This window comes from Pantoea sp. At-9b, from assembly GCF_000175935.2.
Classification (GTDB): domain Bacteria; phylum Pseudomonadota; class Gammaproteobacteria; order Enterobacterales; family Enterobacteriaceae; genus Pantoea.
This window is the reverse complement of the sequence record NC_014839.1, coordinates 263,625-282,142: the sequence shown is the minus strand read 5'-3', so window position 1 is coordinate 282,142 and position 18,518 is coordinate 263,625. Positions and strand designations below refer to the sequence as shown.

General features: G+C 37.2%; 15 protein-coding genes. All 15 read right to left on the bottom strand.

Annotated elements, in window-relative coordinates; translation table 11 throughout:
* Window positions 1-56: 56 nt before the first annotated feature.
* Entirely contained in the window at window positions 57-1,067 is a 1,011-nt protein-coding gene (locus PAT9B_RS25215) for an acyltransferase (RefSeq protein WP_013512127.1), read from the bottom strand.
* 230 nt (window positions 1,068-1,297) lie between these two features.
* Window positions 1,298-1,822, bottom strand: a complete 525-nt coding sequence (locus tag PAT9B_RS25210) for a hypothetical protein (protein WP_013512126.1) — start codon at window positions 1,820-1,822, stop codon at window positions 1,298-1,300.
* A gap of 29 nt (window positions 1,823-1,851) precedes the next feature.
* Entirely contained in the window at window positions 1,852-3,309 is a 1,458-nt protein-coding gene (gene wbaP / locus PAT9B_RS25205) for an undecaprenyl-phosphate galactose phosphotransferase WbaP (protein ID WP_041526163.1), read from the bottom strand.
* 127 nt (window positions 3,310-3,436) lie between these two features.
* Window positions 3,437-4,177: a hypothetical protein gene (locus PAT9B_RS25200; protein ID WP_013512124.1), complete on the bottom strand. Its 741-nt coding sequence runs from the start codon at window positions 4,175-4,177 to the stop codon at window positions 3,437-3,439.
* Between the two features lie 94 nt (window positions 4,178-4,271).
* Window positions 4,272-5,429: a glycosyltransferase family 4 protein gene (locus PAT9B_RS25195; protein WP_013512123.1), complete on the bottom strand. Its 1,158-nt coding sequence runs from the start codon at window positions 5,427-5,429 to the stop codon at window positions 4,272-4,274.
* Between the two features lie 149 nt (window positions 5,430-5,578).
* Window positions 5,579-6,955, bottom strand: coding sequence for a phosphomannomutase CpsG (cpsG, locus tag PAT9B_RS25190; RefSeq protein WP_013512122.1), 1,377 nt, complete (start codon window positions 6,953-6,955; stop codon window positions 5,579-5,581).
* 14 nt (window positions 6,956-6,969) lie between these two features.
* Window positions 6,970-8,391: a mannose-1-phosphate guanylyltransferase/mannose-6-phosphate isomerase gene (locus PAT9B_RS25185; protein WP_013512121.1), complete on the bottom strand. Its 1,422-nt coding sequence runs from the start codon at window positions 8,389-8,391 to the stop codon at window positions 6,970-6,972.
* Window positions 8,392-8,598: 207 nt separating this feature from the next.
* The gene (locus tag PAT9B_RS25180; protein WP_013512120.1) at window positions 8,599-10,146 is read right to left on the bottom strand and encodes a right-handed parallel beta-helix repeat-containing protein; all 1,548 of its coding nucleotides are present in this window, start codon (window positions 10,144-10,146) and stop codon (window positions 8,599-8,601) included.
* 42 nt (window positions 10,147-10,188) lie between these two features.
* Complete coding sequence (locus tag PAT9B_RS25175; RefSeq protein ID WP_013512119.1) at window positions 10,189-11,349, bottom strand: glycosyltransferase; 1,161 nt, start codon at window positions 11,347-11,349, stop codon at window positions 10,189-10,191.
* Complete coding sequence (locus tag PAT9B_RS30030; RefSeq protein WP_013512118.1) at window positions 11,342-11,908, bottom strand: acyltransferase; 567 nt, start codon at window positions 11,906-11,908, stop codon at window positions 11,342-11,344. The genes PAT9B_RS25175 and PAT9B_RS30030 overlap by 8 nt, the downstream gene beginning before the upstream one ends.
* Entirely contained in the window at window positions 11,895-13,373 is a 1,479-nt protein-coding gene (gene murJ, locus PAT9B_RS25170) for a murein biosynthesis integral membrane protein MurJ (RefSeq protein ID WP_013512117.1), read from the bottom strand. The genes PAT9B_RS30030 and murJ overlap by 14 nt, the downstream gene beginning before the upstream one ends.
* Entirely contained in the window at window positions 13,370-14,542 is a 1,173-nt protein-coding gene (locus PAT9B_RS29480) for a glycosyltransferase family 4 protein (protein WP_049792236.1), read from the bottom strand. Before PAT9B_RS29480 ends, murJ begins: the two co-directional genes overlap by 4 nt.
* Window positions 14,543-14,587: 45 nt before the next feature.
* Window positions 14,588-15,631, bottom strand: a complete 1,044-nt coding sequence (locus tag PAT9B_RS25160; RefSeq protein ID WP_150105868.1) for a hypothetical protein — start codon at window positions 15,629-15,631, stop codon at window positions 14,588-14,590.
* Between the two features lie 262 nt (window positions 15,632-15,893).
* Entirely contained in the window at window positions 15,894-18,065 is a 2,172-nt protein-coding gene (locus tag PAT9B_RS25155) for a polysaccharide biosynthesis tyrosine autokinase (protein ID WP_013512114.1), read from the bottom strand.
* Window positions 18,066-18,079: 14 nt separating this feature from the next.
* On the bottom strand, window positions 18,080-18,514 hold the full coding sequence (locus PAT9B_RS25150; protein WP_041526220.1) for a low molecular weight protein-tyrosine-phosphatase: 435 nt from the start codon (window positions 18,512-18,514) through the stop codon (window positions 18,080-18,082).
* Window positions 18,515-18,518 lie beyond the last annotated feature (4 nt).

The following is an 18,518-nucleotide window of genomic DNA, read 5'->3' as shown; positions in this document are numbered from 1 at the left end:
TGTTATGTATCTGATACAGCAGCATGGCATCATATTCCAACATTTACAGGTCTTAATCAAGAGCCAAGTATCAAACGTGTGTTAACACGTGTTTTTTTCAATGCATACACGCAAAAGGATATTATGGATATGATTAATATAGAAAAAATGGCACTAATTAGAACTTCAATTATGACACTCGAGCCTAAAGAATAAGAGTTAATGAGTTCAATCTTCTTCCTAAGAAAACCAACAAAATACCCATGAAGAAAATAAATAGCGAAACTTGACGTAGCCAACCATGACAATGGCGTGGTCACATATGGCATATTAATTGAGGAAAGAGTAATACATAAAAAAAGAAATAAAAAAATCTTCGATAATACTGAAAGACTTGGTGTAACGTCAAAAAACACACGAATACCAAACAGTACTAAAAAAGCGAAAAGAAAATACCACTTATTCTTATTTTCAATCAAAGTATCTCTATACTCGCATATAAACATACCCAAAACATATACAGGAAGGAAGTGAATATATGCCAAGAAAGAATTAGAGTCACCAACTGGTCGTGAAGTGAAAAGAATCACAACGACAGAAAACACCGCTGCATATAAAAGATTTCTTCTATTCTCTCCCAGCATTTTTAACGGAATTGAGCTAAGAAAAATCAGGGAAAGCATTGGGATAAACCACAATGGCCCCAGATGTGCCCCTGTAGCATAGAATAACATTAAGATATAAATAATAGAATGTTGCATCAACTCATTAATATCAAGCCAGTTATGTTCTTTCTTCAAACCAAAAATATAAATACTAATTGCAGGGATAGAAATTATTAAATATGGAAGGATTACATTTTTTAACTTACTGGCGTAAAATTTTTTTACTTCATACCGAGGTAATAAATATTGAAATAAAAATCCAGAGATCAGGAGGAAAATCGCAGTCCATTCCCTTAAAAATTCACTCCATATTCGGGCTAAAATACCATCATCAGTTGTGAATAAATTGCAATGCGTTGTGACGATGAAAAATATAGCAATACCTCGAATACAATGTATATAATTAATTTTTTTATTCGGCATGAAAAGACCCACCTCTTAGATTTCGTTTTTTACAGCGTTTTATCCTGAAAATCTAGATTGCATATACAAACAATACATTAATTAAACCACTTTATTAATTTTATGGTGTATAGCCTGATCGAATATCTTTACATTCATCTGATTGAAATTTTACGACATAAAGCGCCATAACAAAGCACCATATCAATAGCTCACTAAACGTATCAGGCCTATACTCACCATATTAAAAATTAAGCTGCCAAAACATCTCTTTGCAAAAACCCGTTTAGAGTCAAGTAAAAAAGATTTCTTCTCTTTTCAAAGAAGGTATAAGTTAGCTGGGACTTATACTCTCGAAGTTTTTTCATTGTTATCAGTAACGTTTGACAAATTCGATCATCATCCCAACCTCGCAAAATAAGCAAAAAAACTCGCATTCTTGCATTATCTTCCTTCTGTTTAAAAGGTTTTACTTTCTTGAATACTTTACACCCTTGAAAATAATCGAAGACATCTTGTGTCCGAACATCGAGTGCTACGAAAGATACATCGCAAATTGACTGTAGTATGAATACTTCAAGATCATTGTTGTAAACTAACACAACATTTTTAGACCTAGAATTTATATCCCCTCGAGTCAAAGCCAGAAGGAAATGATGAATATCACAGACAAACAAACTCAACTTATTGCAAGGCATATTTCTAGATAGTTTCTCTATTGCACATTCGATAAACTTATTCTGTAAGTGTGTGATGACAGAGTTGATCTTTATCATATTAACTCCATTTAATAAATAAGAGGAAATTAATAGGCACCGTCACGCTTAAGCACCACGCCAACTGTCTTAAAAAGAATCGCGATGTCATTCCATAGTGACCAGTTCTTAACATACCATGAGTCAAAATAAACACGCGTTTCATAATCAACATCATTACGTCCACTGATCTGCCACAATCCTGTCATCCCTGGCTTAGCCATCAGATAATAATCGACGTCTCCAGCGTATCGACTGAGTTCATCTTCGATAACTGGGCGTGGTCCCACGAGACTCATTTCACCCCGAACTACGTTCCACAATTGCGGTAGCTCATCAAGGCTGGTTTTACGGATGAAGTGACCTACTTTAGTGATACGAGGATCATTCTTAAGTTTAAAATCTTTGTCCCACTCAGCTCTTGCAACAGGATCAGTGCGCAATACCTCCTCCAACACTTCTTTCGAGTTAATAATCATCGAGCGAAATTTGAGGCATTTGAACTTGCGACCGTTCATACCAACACGTTCATGACCATAAATTGGACTACCTCCGTCACGACTTACAAGATAGCCAAGAATCAATAATGCGGGAGACAATGCAACTATAATCGAAAGAGCCCCCAAAAGGTCAAACGCGCGTTTTAGGAAACGTGATGTACGTTTTGCCAGGTTATTGTTCACACGAAGAATCATCACCTCATGGCTGAAAATATACGCCATATCCGTCCCATAAAGTGGTACACCTCTCAACGTAGGAACAACTGAGACGGAACGACAATTACGTTTTGCCAAGGCTTTTAACCATTGATCACGATACTGACTTTGTTCGGTCTCAACTGCGACGATGAACTGCGTTTCATTATTTGTCAGCAACCAAAGGTCTTGCTCATTTCTCAATACCGGAATACCTGCCATACTAGACTGTTGGCAGCTACCATCCACGTCATAGAACGCAATGGTATCGAAGCCCATAACTTCTTCACTTTGTAATGCCTTCCACGCTTCCTGAGCATTCTTATTACTACCAATGATAATTGTCTGTTTTTTCCACATACCAAAATGGTTTAGTAACCGACGAGCAATGCTGCGACCGACCGGAATCACAATTAGTGCTAACAACCAGGTCAAAGCCCAGACAAATCGAGACATCTGCCACTGTGATAAGGCCGTGATTGCAAGATCAATCACTGAGAAGATAAAAATGGTGCGAAATATCTCTTTCAGTTCAAACCAGAATGGCTTGCGATAGGTAAAATGACGCAACCGTACCCAAAACCAAACAACACAGATAACCGACAAGCAGATATGAGTAAATATTTTCAGATTAAGATCTTTTGCTGATATATCAGCTAGGATCGAATGAGCCCCTGAGTCGATCAGTTTTAGTGCGATGAACAATGCTGCATTAATAAAAAGTAAATCTGAGAATGCCAAGGAGAGCTTTGTAAGCAGAGTTTTGTATGTAAACTCTGAGGTAATCTGTATACGATGCTGGAGTGTTGTCATATTATTAAACCCGGCCAATAAATCCATTAATGATTAGATGAATCTTGCCAAAAAAAGCAACAATGAATAATCTCTACTTCTTGTTGCATAGTGATAACTATGGTGAGCTAGTAAAAATGAGATTTAATTAATTTGTAAAGTGTGATTTTATTGGCAAAATCGCTTCTTTAATACGTTCTATTACTCGCCATTTACTATCTATTCCGCTACTGCAATTGAGAGTATGTTCCAGTGTATTGACCACCTGAATATTAATGCCGATATTTTCAGCACTTAGGAGTTTAATTTCCCCAAAAAAACCGTTGTCAACATCATAAAAAGAAAAGTGATTATCGAAAATTAGCTTATGAATTTCTGAGAACTTATTAATTGCCGACCGATAAACGACCAAGCCAAACCCAAGTGAACGAATATCTTGTGCGGCACTTATAAGCATGCCATCTGCTACCTTAGTTACAGATTCATCGATGATAGGAAAATAGACTTTACCATCCTCCTTTGACCTAATGTTAGGAATTTGCAGATCAATGTGAGTTGCATAAAACCTATCGAGATTGTTTAAATAGTTTTTATTCAGGAAACTATCATCATCTAAAAATACAAATCGTTCGATCTCACAATACTCATTGAGAATTTCATTATAGATTTTGCCGAGCAGGAGAGCATCGAGATACTCTTTGATATCTATACTTTTGACGTAGAAGCCCAAAGTATGGATAAAATCCTTATCAAACTGTAAAGCATCAGGCCCTGTATTAATAATAATGAGATCACAATTAACGTATGCCTTATTCATTAGGCAATTAAGTGTTGCAGAGTCTTTGTATGTCTTACCGCTTAAAACGACAACTAATAGTGTCTGGTACATGAGGATGCCTTTACTCTTTGAAATTAAACCCAGGTTTAACTTCTTTGTGGCCTGATGTGTCGAGACTGAAACACGACAAATTTTGTTGTAACTATCATGAATAGACCACTTCCTTGCTCAGTTTGAACATCTCCCATTTACTTTTAATGTATGTGTCCAGTTCATTACGAAAGCGCTCTGCTGAAAAACGCGTTGCATTGGTACGGCAATCAATTGGTAGTATGTCATGCCCAATAATATCAAAACTCTCAACCGCTTCGACAATAGCAGCGGCAGACTGTTCATAGAAGAATAATCCTGTCGGATATTCTTCACCATAAGGACGAATAGTTTCCAACGCCCCACCTTTACCAAAGGCAATTACCGGAGTGCCACATGCTTGAGCTTCAACCGGAGTAATGCCAAAGTCTTCCTCAGCAGCAAACACGAATGCTTTTGCACGCCTCATGTAGTCTTCCATTACCTCATTCGGCTGGTAGCCAAGTATTTCAACGTTTGGTGTTGCCTTAGATTTAATTTTAGCCATCTCAGAACCATCACCAATTACGACTAATTTCTTTTCTGGCATACGACTAAAAGCTTCAACAATCAGATCGATACGCTTGTATGGCACCATCCGCGAGGCTGTAAAATAGAAATCATCTTTCTTTTCATTTAAGGTGAAGCGTTCAACATCAACAGGTGGATAGATAACGTCTGCATCCCTGCCATAAACTTTCTTGATACGACGCGCAATAAAGTGTGAGTTAGCGATAAAATGGTCAACACCATTCGCCGTACGGTAATCCCACATGCGTATATTGTGAAGCATCCAACGAGCAAGCTTACCCTTAAATCCTTTATCTAACCCAGATTCACGCAGGTATTGATGCTGGAAGTCCCAGGCGTAACGGATGGGTGAATGAACATAACTGATATGAAGTTGATCAGGACCAGTCAACACCCCTTTGGCCACAGCATGGCTGCTGGATAACACCACATCATGTTTAGTGACATCAAGTTGTTCAATGGCTAATGGCATTAGCGGTAGATAGGTTTGATACTTTTTTTTAGCTCCAGGTAGACGCTGAATAAAAGATGTTGTCGCTTTTTTATCTTGAAAATGATGGCGGGAATCATCTGATAAAAAATCCACAACCGAATAAATCTCGGATGAAGGGAATAGATGGATAAATTCGGCAATCACACGCTCAGCACCGGCAAAGCCTACTAACCAGTCAGCCACGATCCCTATACTTATATTATGTGACATAATTTAACCCTCTTTAATACTGATTACGTCGAACAAAACTAACTCTCATAAAGCTTATTTTCTTTTAATTCCATTTTCAAAAAATGGATGGAGGAAGAAAATCGCAATATGAGAACAAATTGATGTAATTACATGATGATGAATAATGTTTAACTACGCAGAATAGCGAGAATATTATCAGTGTGCTTTTGCATTAAAGCGACGTTTGCGCGAGATTCTACATTGAGTCTAACTACTGGTTCAGTGTTGGAACTTCTTAAGTTGAATCGCCAGTCAGAAAACTCAAGACTAATACCATCAGTTCTATCAAGACTTAATGCTTCATCTTCATAATGCTGTAATACGCGTTCAATCGCCTGCTGAGGCTGGTCAATTATACTATTTATCTCGCCGGAAGCGGGGTAGGCCAGCATACGACTGTTAACTAATTCCCTCAGAGATTGACCTTTGACCTGGAGTAATTCGGTTACAAGCAACCACGGGATCATCCCACTATCACAATAAGCGAAATCACGGAAGTAATGATGAGCACTCATTTCACCACCGTAAACCGCGTCTTCATGACGCATGCGTTCCTTGATAAAGGCATGCCCAGTTTTCGACATTACAGGCACACCACCAGCGCCCGTTACGATATCTATGGTATTCCAGCTAAGGCGAGGATCATGAATTATGCGTGCACCCGGATCTTTTTCAAGGAAGGCAGCAGCAAGTAATCCGACAATATAATAACCTTCAATGAATTTTCCTTCGCTATCAAATAGGAAACAACGGTCAAAATCCCCATCGAATGCGATGCCCATATCTGCTGCATTTACGATGACTGCATCTGTGGTGTCCTGCCTACACTCAGGCAACAACGGATTGGGAATACCGTTAGGAAAATGTCCATCTGGTTGGTGATGTACCTTGACGAACTGAATATCAACTCCAGCTTGTTCGAAGCGCTCTTGGATAGCATCAATTACATGTCCTGCCGCCCCGTTACCGGAGTTGACCACAAGTTTCATTGGTTGCGTGAAATTATTCAAGTTGACATAGCTAAACAGTTTCTCGACGTAAGCATCCAGAACTGAGAGTTTGGTATAGCTGCCACGATCTTCTGGGGCAGACGGTGAGAAACTATTTTCCTCAGCAAGGCGCTGAATATCACGTAAGCCAGTATCCCCGCTTATCGGTTTAGAACCCTCACGAACTAGCTTCATGCCATTATAATCTAGCGGGTTATGACTGGCTGTAACTTCAATGCCACCATCAATATTTAAATATGAAGTAGCAAAGTAAATCTCTTCAGTGCCGGATAAACCAATATCAACAACGTCTGTACCGGCATCACGTAGACCATTAGCCAGTGCATTTTTCAAACCCTCACTAGTTAATCTCACATCACCACCAACCACCATTTCTTTAGGCTTCAGATATTCACCATAAGCACGGCCAATCCGGTAAGCAATATCTTCATTTAATTCTTCGCCTAATTTCCCTCTAATGTCATACGCTTTAAAGCAGGTTAATTTACCAGACATTTTGCATCCCTTGTTTAACTAAGGCCATAGTGATCTTTAGTACGAATAATATCATCATCACCAAGATATGAACCGGACTGTATTTCCAACAATTCAAGAGGAATCCTTCCTGGGTTTTCCAGCATATGTTGAGAACCTATGGGAATAAATGTGGATTGATTCTCTGTTAGTAAAAAGGTGTTATCTTCAATAGTCACCTTTGCAGTTCCTGAAAGAACAACCCAGTGTTCAGCACGGTGATGATGCATTTGTAGGGAAAACATACCTCCAGGTTTTACCGTCACACGGTTAACGTTATAGCGAGGCATGCTTACAACTTTGTCGTTTTTTCCCCACGGTTGGTATGACTCACGGTGGACTCGATGTTCACCACGCTCATTTTTCTTGAGAAACTCAACAACTTTTTTAACGTCTTGAACCTGTGATTTATCAATAACCAGTACTGCGTCTTTGGTATTGATAATCACCAGGTTATCAACACCGACTGCTGCAACCAATTTTTCGTCAGTGTTAATGTAGCAGTTACTGGTATGGTGTGTGAAAACATCACCGGCCAGAGCGTTGCCTTGAACATCTTTACTATTGACATCCCAAAGTGCCGACCATGAACCTACATCATTCCAACCCGCATCAAGAGGAACGACGACAGCATCAGTTGTTTTCTCCATAACAGCGTAATCGACTGATTCATCAGGACACGAGATAAAGGCTTGTTTATCGACACGGATAAAATCTTGATGTGTATCTGTCTGAGCAGACGCAATAGCTGTTTTGCATGCTGCCAGAATATCCGGTCTGAACTGAGACATTTCTTCCAGGAATCGACTTGCATGAAACAGAAACATACCGCTGTTCCAATAGTATTCACCTGACTCAAGATACTGTAATGCCGTTGGAAGGTCCGGTTTTTCAACAAAACGATGAACCCTGAATACAGGCGGGTTGCCACTTCCTAATGACGCACCACGTTGAATGTAGCCATAACCTGTTTCTGGCTCTGAAGCAACAATACCAAATGTCACAAGCATTCCCTGTTCCGCATAGGGAATTGCATCCTGAACCGCACAGTGAAATGCTTTTTGATTCCCAATGACATGATCTGCTGCTAACACTAATAACAGCGGGTCTTCTCCGTGAGTGATTGCATTTAACGCTGCCAATGTTATAGCAGGAGCAGTATTTCGCCCAACGGGTTCAAGAATAATATTCTTAGATAATTGCCCAATATTACGGAGTTGCTCAGCAACTAAAAAACGATGTTGTTCATTACAGATCACTAATGGCTCAGAAACGTCTAACCCTCTCAATCGGTTGATTGTTTCTTGAAGCATAGAGTAATCGCCATAAAGACGAAGGAATTGTTTAGGATAAAGTTCGCGAGACATTGGCCATAGGCGACTACCAGTGCCGCCAGCCATGATTACAGGAAGAATCATAATTCACGCCTCATAGTTAAACATATAGAATTAGTAATCATTCAAAAAAACCCAGTTAACTGTGACAACTAAGGCAATTAATAAATTCGCATGAGACTTATAAGCCAAGCTTTAAAAAACCATTGCTCTATTGAGAGAGCATTCAAATAATTTTATTTCTTTCCATTACATAATGACCTACACATTCAAAATTCATGAAATATTCGATCATTTTTTGGTTTTTAACAACACGTGAACTCTATTATCTATGAACATAAATATTGCTATAAATTTTCCTTCAGCGTCTTTTGTTTTCGCAATATCAAACTTAATCAAGGTCGGCTTCTCTGTATGGAAATTATTTTTGGAAACAATAAAATCACCATAACATTGCACGACCCTTATAAAATACTGAAGTTGTTTATACCGAATATTGAAATTTTCGCCATTGACTGTCTCTTTAAAAACATTGTTAATAATATAAATATTCTTTGCTTTTTTAGCATAATCATATGTGAGAATTGATACGCCAGTTAAACAATCTTGGATTTTATTATTCTTGAACGTAATGTTAGATATAAGTGATTTGGTATTTTTGTTAGGCCAAAACCTGATTCTCAATGCACCTGCCTCATCACTTTTAGAAGAAAGGCCTATTGCAGAAAAAAAGTTCCCCATTATAACGATGTTGTCTACCGTCGCATCATCTATTGAGTTCTTATCATCAGTTATATATACACCTCCTTCACGAGAATTAACAATACGATTGTTGTTAATGTTTACATCACTCGCAAATGAGTAAATTTTTATTCCACTCTTAGTGTTGTATATGTAATTATCTTTGATTACTACATTTTTAATTCTATATTTTGGATCAAATGAACCTGTAGAAATAGCATCATCGCCAACGTCATGTATGACATTATTTTCCACTAAAATATTCTCAGACCTATATATATGAATGCCATCTGTGCCGCTGGCTCCTCCCATATCATCTTGATGGTTATGTACATGGCAACGCTTTATAATTATGTCGTTGCTAAAATCGATATGAACTCCATAACCAATGCCATAGCACTCTTCTACATCATAAATTCTCAAAGGACTAGCATTAGCGACATACAAACCTTTAGGCCCAGCTGCTGATTTATAATCATTCGAATTTAGTCGCTTTATTGTGAAGCCAGAAAGATTAACACTACATTTATCATTTTTATTTCTCGGCTCGTCATATACTACCCCATGATTAATATGATCCAGTAAGAATACCGTCCTACCTTTTCCAAAACCCATGAAATCCAGACTTACTGCGGATATTCTGACTGTATCCCGGAGCAAATAAACCCCTTTATCAATTGAGCGTATCACTAAGCCCGAATTAAGTGCTAAGCTGATCTCTCTGGAACAGTCAGTTACACCATCAGAAATTGCCCCGAAATCTTCAAGCGTAAAATAATAATTTAATCTAGCCCAAACACCTCCTCTTCTGGTATAGACATAATCTCTACTATGAAATCCTAAGTTTTTAGGTTCTTCATGATAGACGTATAAATCCGCAATACCATCATTTTTGTTTTTTACAAACAAAAAATCAGAGTCGAATGAATCATTATTAATTAAATACTCTCTATCGACTTTATTACCTGATTTATGTATCAAAACATCCTTGTCAAATTTAAGCTCCGTAAGATCAGGTGAAATTGATGGTTTTGCAAAGCAATTCTCATGCAACGCAATTGAAGAAAGAATTACCGCGATAAATGAGCGCCTGTGCAAAATGCACCTCCAGTTCATAGGAGCTTTTTAATGCTGATTTGCCTAAATTTCATTAATTGCCGTTAGCATCTTTTTCATTCTTGTTTCATAGGTATACTCTTTCGCAAGATTAAGAAAATCCAGTTGTCTTGAGTTATTTTCCTCCAGGCAATCATCTATATGCCTGAGGAACTCACTGTGAGAGTGACCAATTTTAACCACTCCATCAAATTCACGAATTGATGAAAGATTGACACTCACTACAGGCCTACCTGCTGCAAGATACTCGAAGAATTTCATAGGGAACATGTTGTCAGTGTACTCATTTAACCTATTTGGTAAGAGCGCCACATCGAAGAACCTTAAGTAACTCGGTAAAGCATCGTAACTTTTTGGTCCTAGAAAATGTATATTAGAATATTTTTTTAATATGTTTACATTTGTTCCTGGTTCTCCCTCACCAACGAGCCCTATAATTACAAAATTATAATCTGGCCGTGAACTGGCGATATACTCTAAAAGTTCAAAATCCACTTTGTAGTTGCTTACTGCGCCGATAAATCCTATAAACGGACCTTTTAAACTTCTTAATTCTTCAGGTAGTTCATAGTCTACCGTAACTGCCTTGTTAAAATGACTGTAATCAGCAACATTAGAAAAATAAAAAATATTACTATTCCATTTCTTCTTACTTTCATAGAGCTGAGGGGCGGTAACAAAAATAGCATCCGAAACCTGCAATAACTTTATCTCTTCCCTTTCCAATATTTCTCTCGGCATTCCGGGCTGCTCTTTGATCTCATCCACGCAATGATATATTGTTTTCTCGTATTTACTTGGGTCGAGAAACTCCGTTGTTAAAGGATTGTAAGTCCATAAAATCGGACTTTTGAATTTAAGAGTCTTACTCCAAACCGAAAGGAATAAACGCAAGTAAGTTTTATTTACGAATCGCGCAATTGAAATATTATTCCATGGCAAATTAATCGGAGACCAAACCCATATGTTATCGCTCACTTTTTTAGGTGGTTTCAGTGCTTTGAAAATTCTTAAAAAAACACGTCTCATGTCCTTTTTATTCAGACCAGGCTTTCTCAGACCTAAAGAATCAACATATAATACTTTATAACCTAATCTGGCAAGCTCCACTGCAACATGTTGTTTATTTGTCCAAAAGGGGTTATCCCAATCTGCAGTTGATAATAGTATTATATATTTATTCATAAATTCCTCTTACCCGTTTGACCGGATTGCCTGCGTATAAGCTCTTCTCGTCCAACGAACCTCTGACGACAGAATTAGCACCAACGACAACATTCGACCCAATACTTGTTCCCTTAGTTATTACAGAACCTGCCCCGACCCAGACATTATTCGCAATGCATATTTCACGCACAACATACCCCTGGGAACTAAACTTACTACCAGGAATATCAAAGCGATGGTCTGAGTCAAAAATGCAAATATTATGACCAAACATACAGTCATCCCCTATTATTATCTTTTTATGACACACAATATGCGCGTTACTATTAAAAAAAACACCGCTTCCAATTTCCAACTCACCACCAGAGGCTAAAATAGATGAACCTTTAGAGATGTAAACTCTTCCGCCAGTTGTGCTTATTTTTATTCTTCCTTCACCTTTAATATTTACAGTAGCACTTGGATGAATGAAAACCTTTCTTATATCTAACTTTATTTTACTACCAAACCTAATTTTTAGAATTATAACGTTTAACAACGAAAGAAGATGTATTGGTTTTATTCTATTTTTTGCCACGACTTACTATCTCCTTAACAATTAGCACTCTCCAGGATGGAATTAGAAATACGCACCCACTCCAAAATAACAAGAACACAGCACTATTAATATAGAAAGTGAACATTGACCTATCGTTCATGTTAAGTGAATATGAAACCACAAGATAAATAACTGAAGATATTAATATCGGTGGTATTATTGTTTTAAATTCACCCCACAGCTTTAAATATGTCATTGCAGATATAAACATTACAATCCCATATAATGAATTACCTAAGCCTAAAGATATTTCTCGATAATGTTCATAAAATAGGATATTGAAAAGAGCATTAGAAACCACACTAAAGAACATAATTATTAAGACTGTTCCATTTCTAAACTGAGCAGTTAATGCTTTTACGAGTACATATCCAACAACATTAGCCCATAAACCAATAGACATACCTTTCAAAATCATTGCTGTGACATCAATTGACTCTTTATTAAAACGCCCTCTTTCGAATAAAATTGAAACTATCATTTCTGAATTCAGATAAATGAATAATGAAATAGGTAGTGAGATAATTAATATTATTTTTATTGCTTTTGCTAACTTTAACGTTAAGCCTTGTTTTGTTTCACCTGACCAATTCACAAGACCAACTAATGCAACTGGCGTTGACACTATAAGAAGCAAAGTTTCGTTGATAAACTTTGCGTAATCCAGAGCTGATATTGCGGTTAAACTAATTAGAGTTGCAACTGCTCGTTCTATCGCAATGTTACCCTGATATAAAAAGGGTAAAAATACTAAAGGTTTGATAGTTGCCCAGAAAGATTGCATTACATCCTTAATATCAATGCGTTGTATTTTACTTGGGAATGCAATAATTTTTTTCTTCAGGCCTCTTTTCAACACCCACAAAAAGAAGAAAACATAACCCACTGTAAATCCCCATGCTAAATAAAGTGGGTCATGGAGATAATAAGCAAAAAAAGCGCCTACAAGCATGCCTAAATTTTGTATTGATGGTCGAAGTGACATTGGTGTGAAATCTTCGTTTGCCATTTCAATATAATTTATTAGCGCTGAACTCAAGTATAAAATTATACCCAAGCTCATTATTAGTAACATTGATTCAGACAACGCTCTTGTCTTTGGGTCTAACCCAGGAGCGAGTAAGCTCAACCACTCATCTACAAATAAAAATGCCCCTAAAGTTAGCACAACCGAGAAAATGAGAAAGAAGAGCTGCATCAACCAAAAAAAAAGTAAGGCCTTATCTTCATCGTCCTCTCTGAACTTTTTGAACAATGGTATAAAAGCTGTCAGACTATCGCTTACAAGAAAGTTGACAGGTACTAAAGTTCCAGTTTGTGCTACACGATATGCTCCATTAACGTATCCTGTTCCGAATAAAGCTGCGACCACCATTTCTCTTATCAGGCCTAAGAGCTTCGATGCTAAATTACCACTCACCAATGATGTGATAGCTTTTTTCACTTCTGCTCCTTTTTAATCTGGCATATAGTTTCCAGATATTTTTCTGCAGTGTAATCAAGCGTATACTCGGACGGTAAGTAGGCATTGGTCAACGATTCTGTAGCTGACAATTTATCAACTATTATTTTAGCGTTTTTTGCGTACTCCTTTGGATTTACTGACGTTATTCTAATCGAATCAAAAAGTTTCACTTGCTCAGAAATAACAATATCAAGACCCACCGCAGATGCCTCAAGCACATTCAGTGGTAATCCCTCAACACGGTCAGTGAGAAATAAAAATAAATCACAAGCACTTTCGAGCTCTGCAATTTGTGGTCTCGATAATGAACCTGTAAATAGAACTCTATCTGTAAGCCCTAACTCATTAGTAACTTTTTTAAGATAACCTTCTTGTGGGCCAGAACCTACAACAACATAAAATAACTGTATGTCATCTTTTATTTTTTCCAGTGTTCTTAGACAATTCAAAACCCCTTTTTGTTCATGAAGACGGCATGCAGTTACTATCAGTTTTTTATTCTTGGGAATTTGGTATTTTTCTAAAACTTCATTTTTGATTACTTCATTGGGTGAGAACAAAACATGGTCTATCCCGTTTTTTATCATTATATGTTTATCAGGGGCTATGATTTTTGCGTATGGCCATTTTGAAAGATCATCAGACACTTGCTTACCGATACTGATTACTCTATCGAAATTGTTATAATTGACCAAATCTCTAAACATCCATGATAAATTTTTAGGCCATGTCAAGAATCCTTTTAGGGTTCTGGATTTTAATTTAGATATTAATTCTCCCCATGCTGTTCCATGAATCTGGATTACGAAGTCTATATCGTTGTAACTCATTTTATCTCTGAGTAAACCATACGCACCTGTGCTCACACTGAACACACAGTCGCATTTTTCTTTATAATTTAGATCAAAAATTTCTTTTGATCTTTTCCACCATTTCCTTGAATATTTCCCAGCTCTTACTCCTTCAATGAAATGTATTGGGACTCCATTTATTACATGTTTTCCTTTAAATTCTTTTGTTTCAGTAGTTATTATTTCTAGATCACACCCTAACCTGGACAAAGATTGGGCTAAATCCCACGCCACAACCTCCATACCACCAACACCGTGCATGGGTAAAGATCTTGTGAACATTATGATTTTTCTCATAGAGTGCTTCTATCCCTTGACCTGTAATTTTTTCATTTATTAAATTTAGGACTTTGGTATTTTTCTCGTGCTTGCGAATAAAATTAATGATGAACATAGTCCTAATGTTATAGGTGGAGCTACCGAACCGAATGATCCTCGGAATACAATAAATGCGAATGAAGAAATCCATAAACCTGTTAAATACATTGATGAAATGGCTCTATTTCGCAGTAACGAATCTGCCTTCCCTGTCAACCCACCTAATATGACAGCACCTAGTATTATAAATATAAAATTCCCCGCATAATACAATTCCCCAACTAGTGGCGCACTTAAATTAGTATAAAAATAACCTTGATGATCAGCTGCTAATATCCCTAAATTGCTAGGCTTCGATTCCCATATAAATCGTGGTATAAAGAAACAGACACCGGCAATGAAATTCATTCCATAAGAATATCCTTTATCCTGGACATATCTTAATATATTCACCAATTGTTGGAATGAATCAAAATCCACACCCTGCACGATATAACTTGCCGTATCATACGTCTTAAAATCTTGCGAAGAGTCTCCAATGTGCTTAATTGCGGGGAAAAGAATAAACAATAAGATAGGTGAAGCAAAAAATAGAATAACAAAGGATTTTTTACTATTCATAAATCCTGCCAAAATGACTAAAGCAATTGTCATACTCAGGAAGTGAAACCTTGGACTCGATAACGGATTGTTAATTATAAAATTGACCACTACAGACATCATCAAGACAATAGTCGCACCACTAGCATATTTGAAATCTTTTGTTTTTGTTTTCCATAACGACAAGTATACGACCAAGACTCCAAAGGCAACAAATTTTGACAATGCATAGAGCATCGGCATAAAACTATCTGCATATACCATTTCTCCCAGTGACGAGCGCCCTGAAAAAAAGGAACCAACACCTGTAATTTGAATGAATACAACAGCTGGTAGCAACATTATTATCGCCAAAACATTAGTCATTGTTGTAACTGAATATCTATACCCACTTGTGCTTTTTTCGCTTGTTTTTTTGAAACATAAAGAGTAACCAATAAATAAAAAGAGAGTAAACACAATCGACATTGTGTTTACCTCATTTATCTCGTTATCTTTAGGATAGTTTGGCCACGGAAACTGATGGGCGGAGTACTGTAAGAATGCAGGAACACAAAAGAACCATACAAGGTAAACTACCCATTGCGTGAAAAAAATCCCAACCTTTCCCGTTAACATCGAATATAAAAATGTTAGTATCGCTATAGTAACCAGAATAAACAATGATGTGTAAATCATCCTTTAAGTCTCAAGTAGTAATTTTGCTACACATCCTAATTTTTATCTTGCTTTAATCAGGAACTTCACTGTAATTATGACCATAATATCCATAACTATACCCATAACGGCTACTCCTTCGCGTTATACCATTCAAGACACATCCAGTTAAGAAACTACCACTTTTTTGGAATTTTGATCTGCTCAGAAGGATCTCTTTTAAAGTGTTAACGTCGTATCTGACGACATGCATATTTGCTCCACAATAGGCACCTACAATTTCTGCATCCGTAACAGATAAAACAGGCGGTGTATCTATAATAATCAGGGTATATTTGCTTTTTATTTCTTCTATAAATTCTTGCATTCTATCACTCATAAGCAGTTCAGAAGGATTAGCTGGAATCTTACCGCGAGTGATGAAGTCTAAGTTATAGTTTTCCAGTCTGTTAATTACACTCTCTAGTTTCTTTTCTCCACTTAATATATCCGACAATCCATTTTTTATCTCTACACCCAAAAGATTATGAGCTGTACCCTTTCTCATATCAGCATCTACGATTAGTACTTTTTTACCTGCCTGCGCCGACAAAACAGCAAGATTAGCACTAACAAAAGTTTTTCCAGCATTCTCTGTGGAACCAGATATCATCAGAATGTTGTTTGTAGCTTCGGCCATTACAAAATGTAAACTTGTTCTTAAACTTCGTATTGCCTCTACGGACATATCAGCTGGATTATCTATTGCAAGCAGCGCATGATTTTTATCCCCAGAGTTATGTCCTCCTTTACTTCTGTTCTTTATATTGCGTTTTAGCCATGTTGATTCTGGAATGCTTGCATATACATTGATACCTTCGTCTTCAAGTTGTTGTGGCGATACCAAACCTATTCTCAATGCATTCCTTAAAATAATCAGACCAATAGATAAAATTAGACCAATTACTAACCCCATCAAAACAACCAATATTTTATTTGGTTTTACCGGATCAACACCAACAATCGCAGAATCGATTATTCTAACATTGCCAATTGCACTGTTCTTCGCGATATTTAATTCTTGCTGCCTACTAAGCAACTGCATATAGACAGCTCTTCCCGACTCTACATCCCGGCTCAGTTTTAATACACCCTGCTGTGTTGCTGGCATTGACGAGATTTTCTTATTCAGAGTATCCTCTTCTTGTTGCAATGTTTTCCTTTTCTCTAAAAGAGATTTGTAAGTCGGATGCTCTTTTGTGTATAACTGTGAAATTTCGGCCTCTTTAAATGTTAATTCATTTAATTGATTATCAATATTGACCAATTGATCTAATGCAGACTTAGCTTCAAGAGATAAATCTACTGAGTCTTTTTTCTTTCTGTACTCATTTAGTTTATCTTCTGCAACATCTAATTCATTTCTTACTTCAGGTAGTTGGTTTTTCAAAAACTCAAGACTTTTTGTATCCTGAGCAGCCTGACGCTCCACGTTTTGATTTACATAACTTTCGTTTATCTTGTTTAGGATATTTTCAATTTTATTTTGATCAGTGCCCGTAAAAGTGACTCTTAATATCCCACTATCTTTGCCTTGGTCCGCAACATCTAAATTATTTAAAAGGTCATTTGCTGCTCTCAATTTAGTCAAATACTTAACTACAAATGTCGCACCTACATTTGCACTGATCTTATCGACCTTAATAGTTAATCCTTCGGAAATAAGAGCATTGCCTACTACTCCGTTTATTTCCTCATCATTAATCTCTACCTTATAATGTTCTTTATCTATAACAGTTAAAATCAGTTTCTGAGGATTCTTCGTTGTCGTTCCCTCTATAAACAAATCACTGATCTCGACACTACCTCTTTTTACTCCGAATAGTCTGTCCCAGCCTCTACCAAAAATAGGGAAATAATCAGGTTCAATTGATGTTTGTAGATTTAAATCTGAAACCACTCTACTTGCAATCATATTTGATTGAATAATTGATATTTCAGGACCAGTGAGGGGCTGCGAGTCCGGCAATATTTGATTAAGACTGTTTAATATTGCATTACCTTGATTTTGCTCTATCTGCAATATAGCACTAGCTTTATATACAGGGGTTGAAAATAGAACGTAGCAAATCGACAACATCAGAAAAATTGAACAGACGGATAAAATTACTTTCCATCCATCAAGAATTTCCCCGACGATACGGCTAATATCATAGCCCTCTGATCCTTCATTCCTGACTTTATTTTCAATTGAGGTTAACATCATTTTTCATCCTGACTTTAGTCAATAAGTTTTGCAACCCAGCACTGGCATGCTTTTTCAATCAATTTGAAAACTGATTCAAAGGCTTCATTACTCTTTCTATATGGGTCGGGTATATCCTTATTACCAATCCAATGACCAAGCAACATCGTTTTCCCGCGCAATTCAGGCGCACGACGGCTAATTTCTTCCATCTGTTCTTTTTCCATTACCAGTAGTAATTCATATTGACTAGCCTGCAAAACATCGAACTGTCTTCCGTAGTGTTCGAAGAGTGAAATACCATATTTTTCAGCAACGCGAACTGCACCTGGATCTGCGGGTTCCCCAACTAATGCCCCAATACCTGCCGAATCGATTTTTTTTCCAGGAAATGCTTGCCGCAAAACTCGTTCCGCTATCGGAGACCGACAAATATTCCCAGTGCAAATCACCAGAATTGAATCAAACATACTC

Excerpts from the sequence above, each read along its gene's own strand:
- PAT9B_RS25215 (WP_013512127.1), bottom strand. The coding sequence starts at position 1,067 with ATGCCGAATAAAAAAATTAATTATATACATTGTATTCGAGGTATTGCT.
- PAT9B_RS25210 (WP_013512126.1), bottom strand. The coding sequence starts at position 1,822 with ATGATAAAGATCAACTCTGTCATCACACACTTACAGAATAAGTTTATC.
- wbaP (WP_041526163.1), bottom strand. The coding sequence starts at position 3,309 with ATGACAACACTCCAGCATCGTATACAGATTACCTCAGAGTTTACATAC.
- PAT9B_RS25200 (WP_013512124.1), bottom strand. The coding sequence starts at position 4,177 with ATGTACCAGACACTATTAGTTGTCGTTTTAAGCGGTAAGACATACAAA.
- PAT9B_RS25195 (WP_013512123.1), bottom strand. The coding sequence starts at position 5,429 with ATGTCACATAATATAAGTATAGGGATCGTGGCTGACTGGTTAGTAGGC.
- cpsG (WP_013512122.1), bottom strand. The coding sequence starts at position 6,955 with ATGTCTGGTAAATTAACCTGCTTTAAAGCGTATGACATTAGAGGGAAA.
- PAT9B_RS25185 (WP_013512121.1), bottom strand. The coding sequence starts at position 8,391 with ATGATTCTTCCTGTAATCATGGCTGGCGGCACTGGTAGTCGCCTATGG.
- PAT9B_RS25175 (WP_013512119.1), bottom strand. The coding sequence starts at position 11,349 with ATGAATAAATATATAATACTATTATCAACTGCAGATTGGGATAACCCC.
- PAT9B_RS29480 (WP_049792236.1), bottom strand. The coding sequence starts at position 14,542 with ATGAGAAAAATCATAATGTTCACAAGATCTTTACCCATGCACGGTGTT.
- PAT9B_RS25160 (WP_150105868.1), bottom strand. The coding sequence starts at position 15,631 with ATGTCGATTGTGTTTACTCTCTTTTTATTTATTGGTTACTCTTTATGT.
- PAT9B_RS25155 (WP_013512114.1), bottom strand. The coding sequence starts at position 18,065 with ATGATGTTAACCTCAATTGAAAATAAAGTCAGGAATGAAGGATCAGAG.
- PAT9B_RS25150 (WP_041526220.1), bottom strand. The coding sequence starts at position 18,514 with ATGTTTGATTCAATTCTGGTGATTTGCACTGGGAATATTTGTCGGTCT.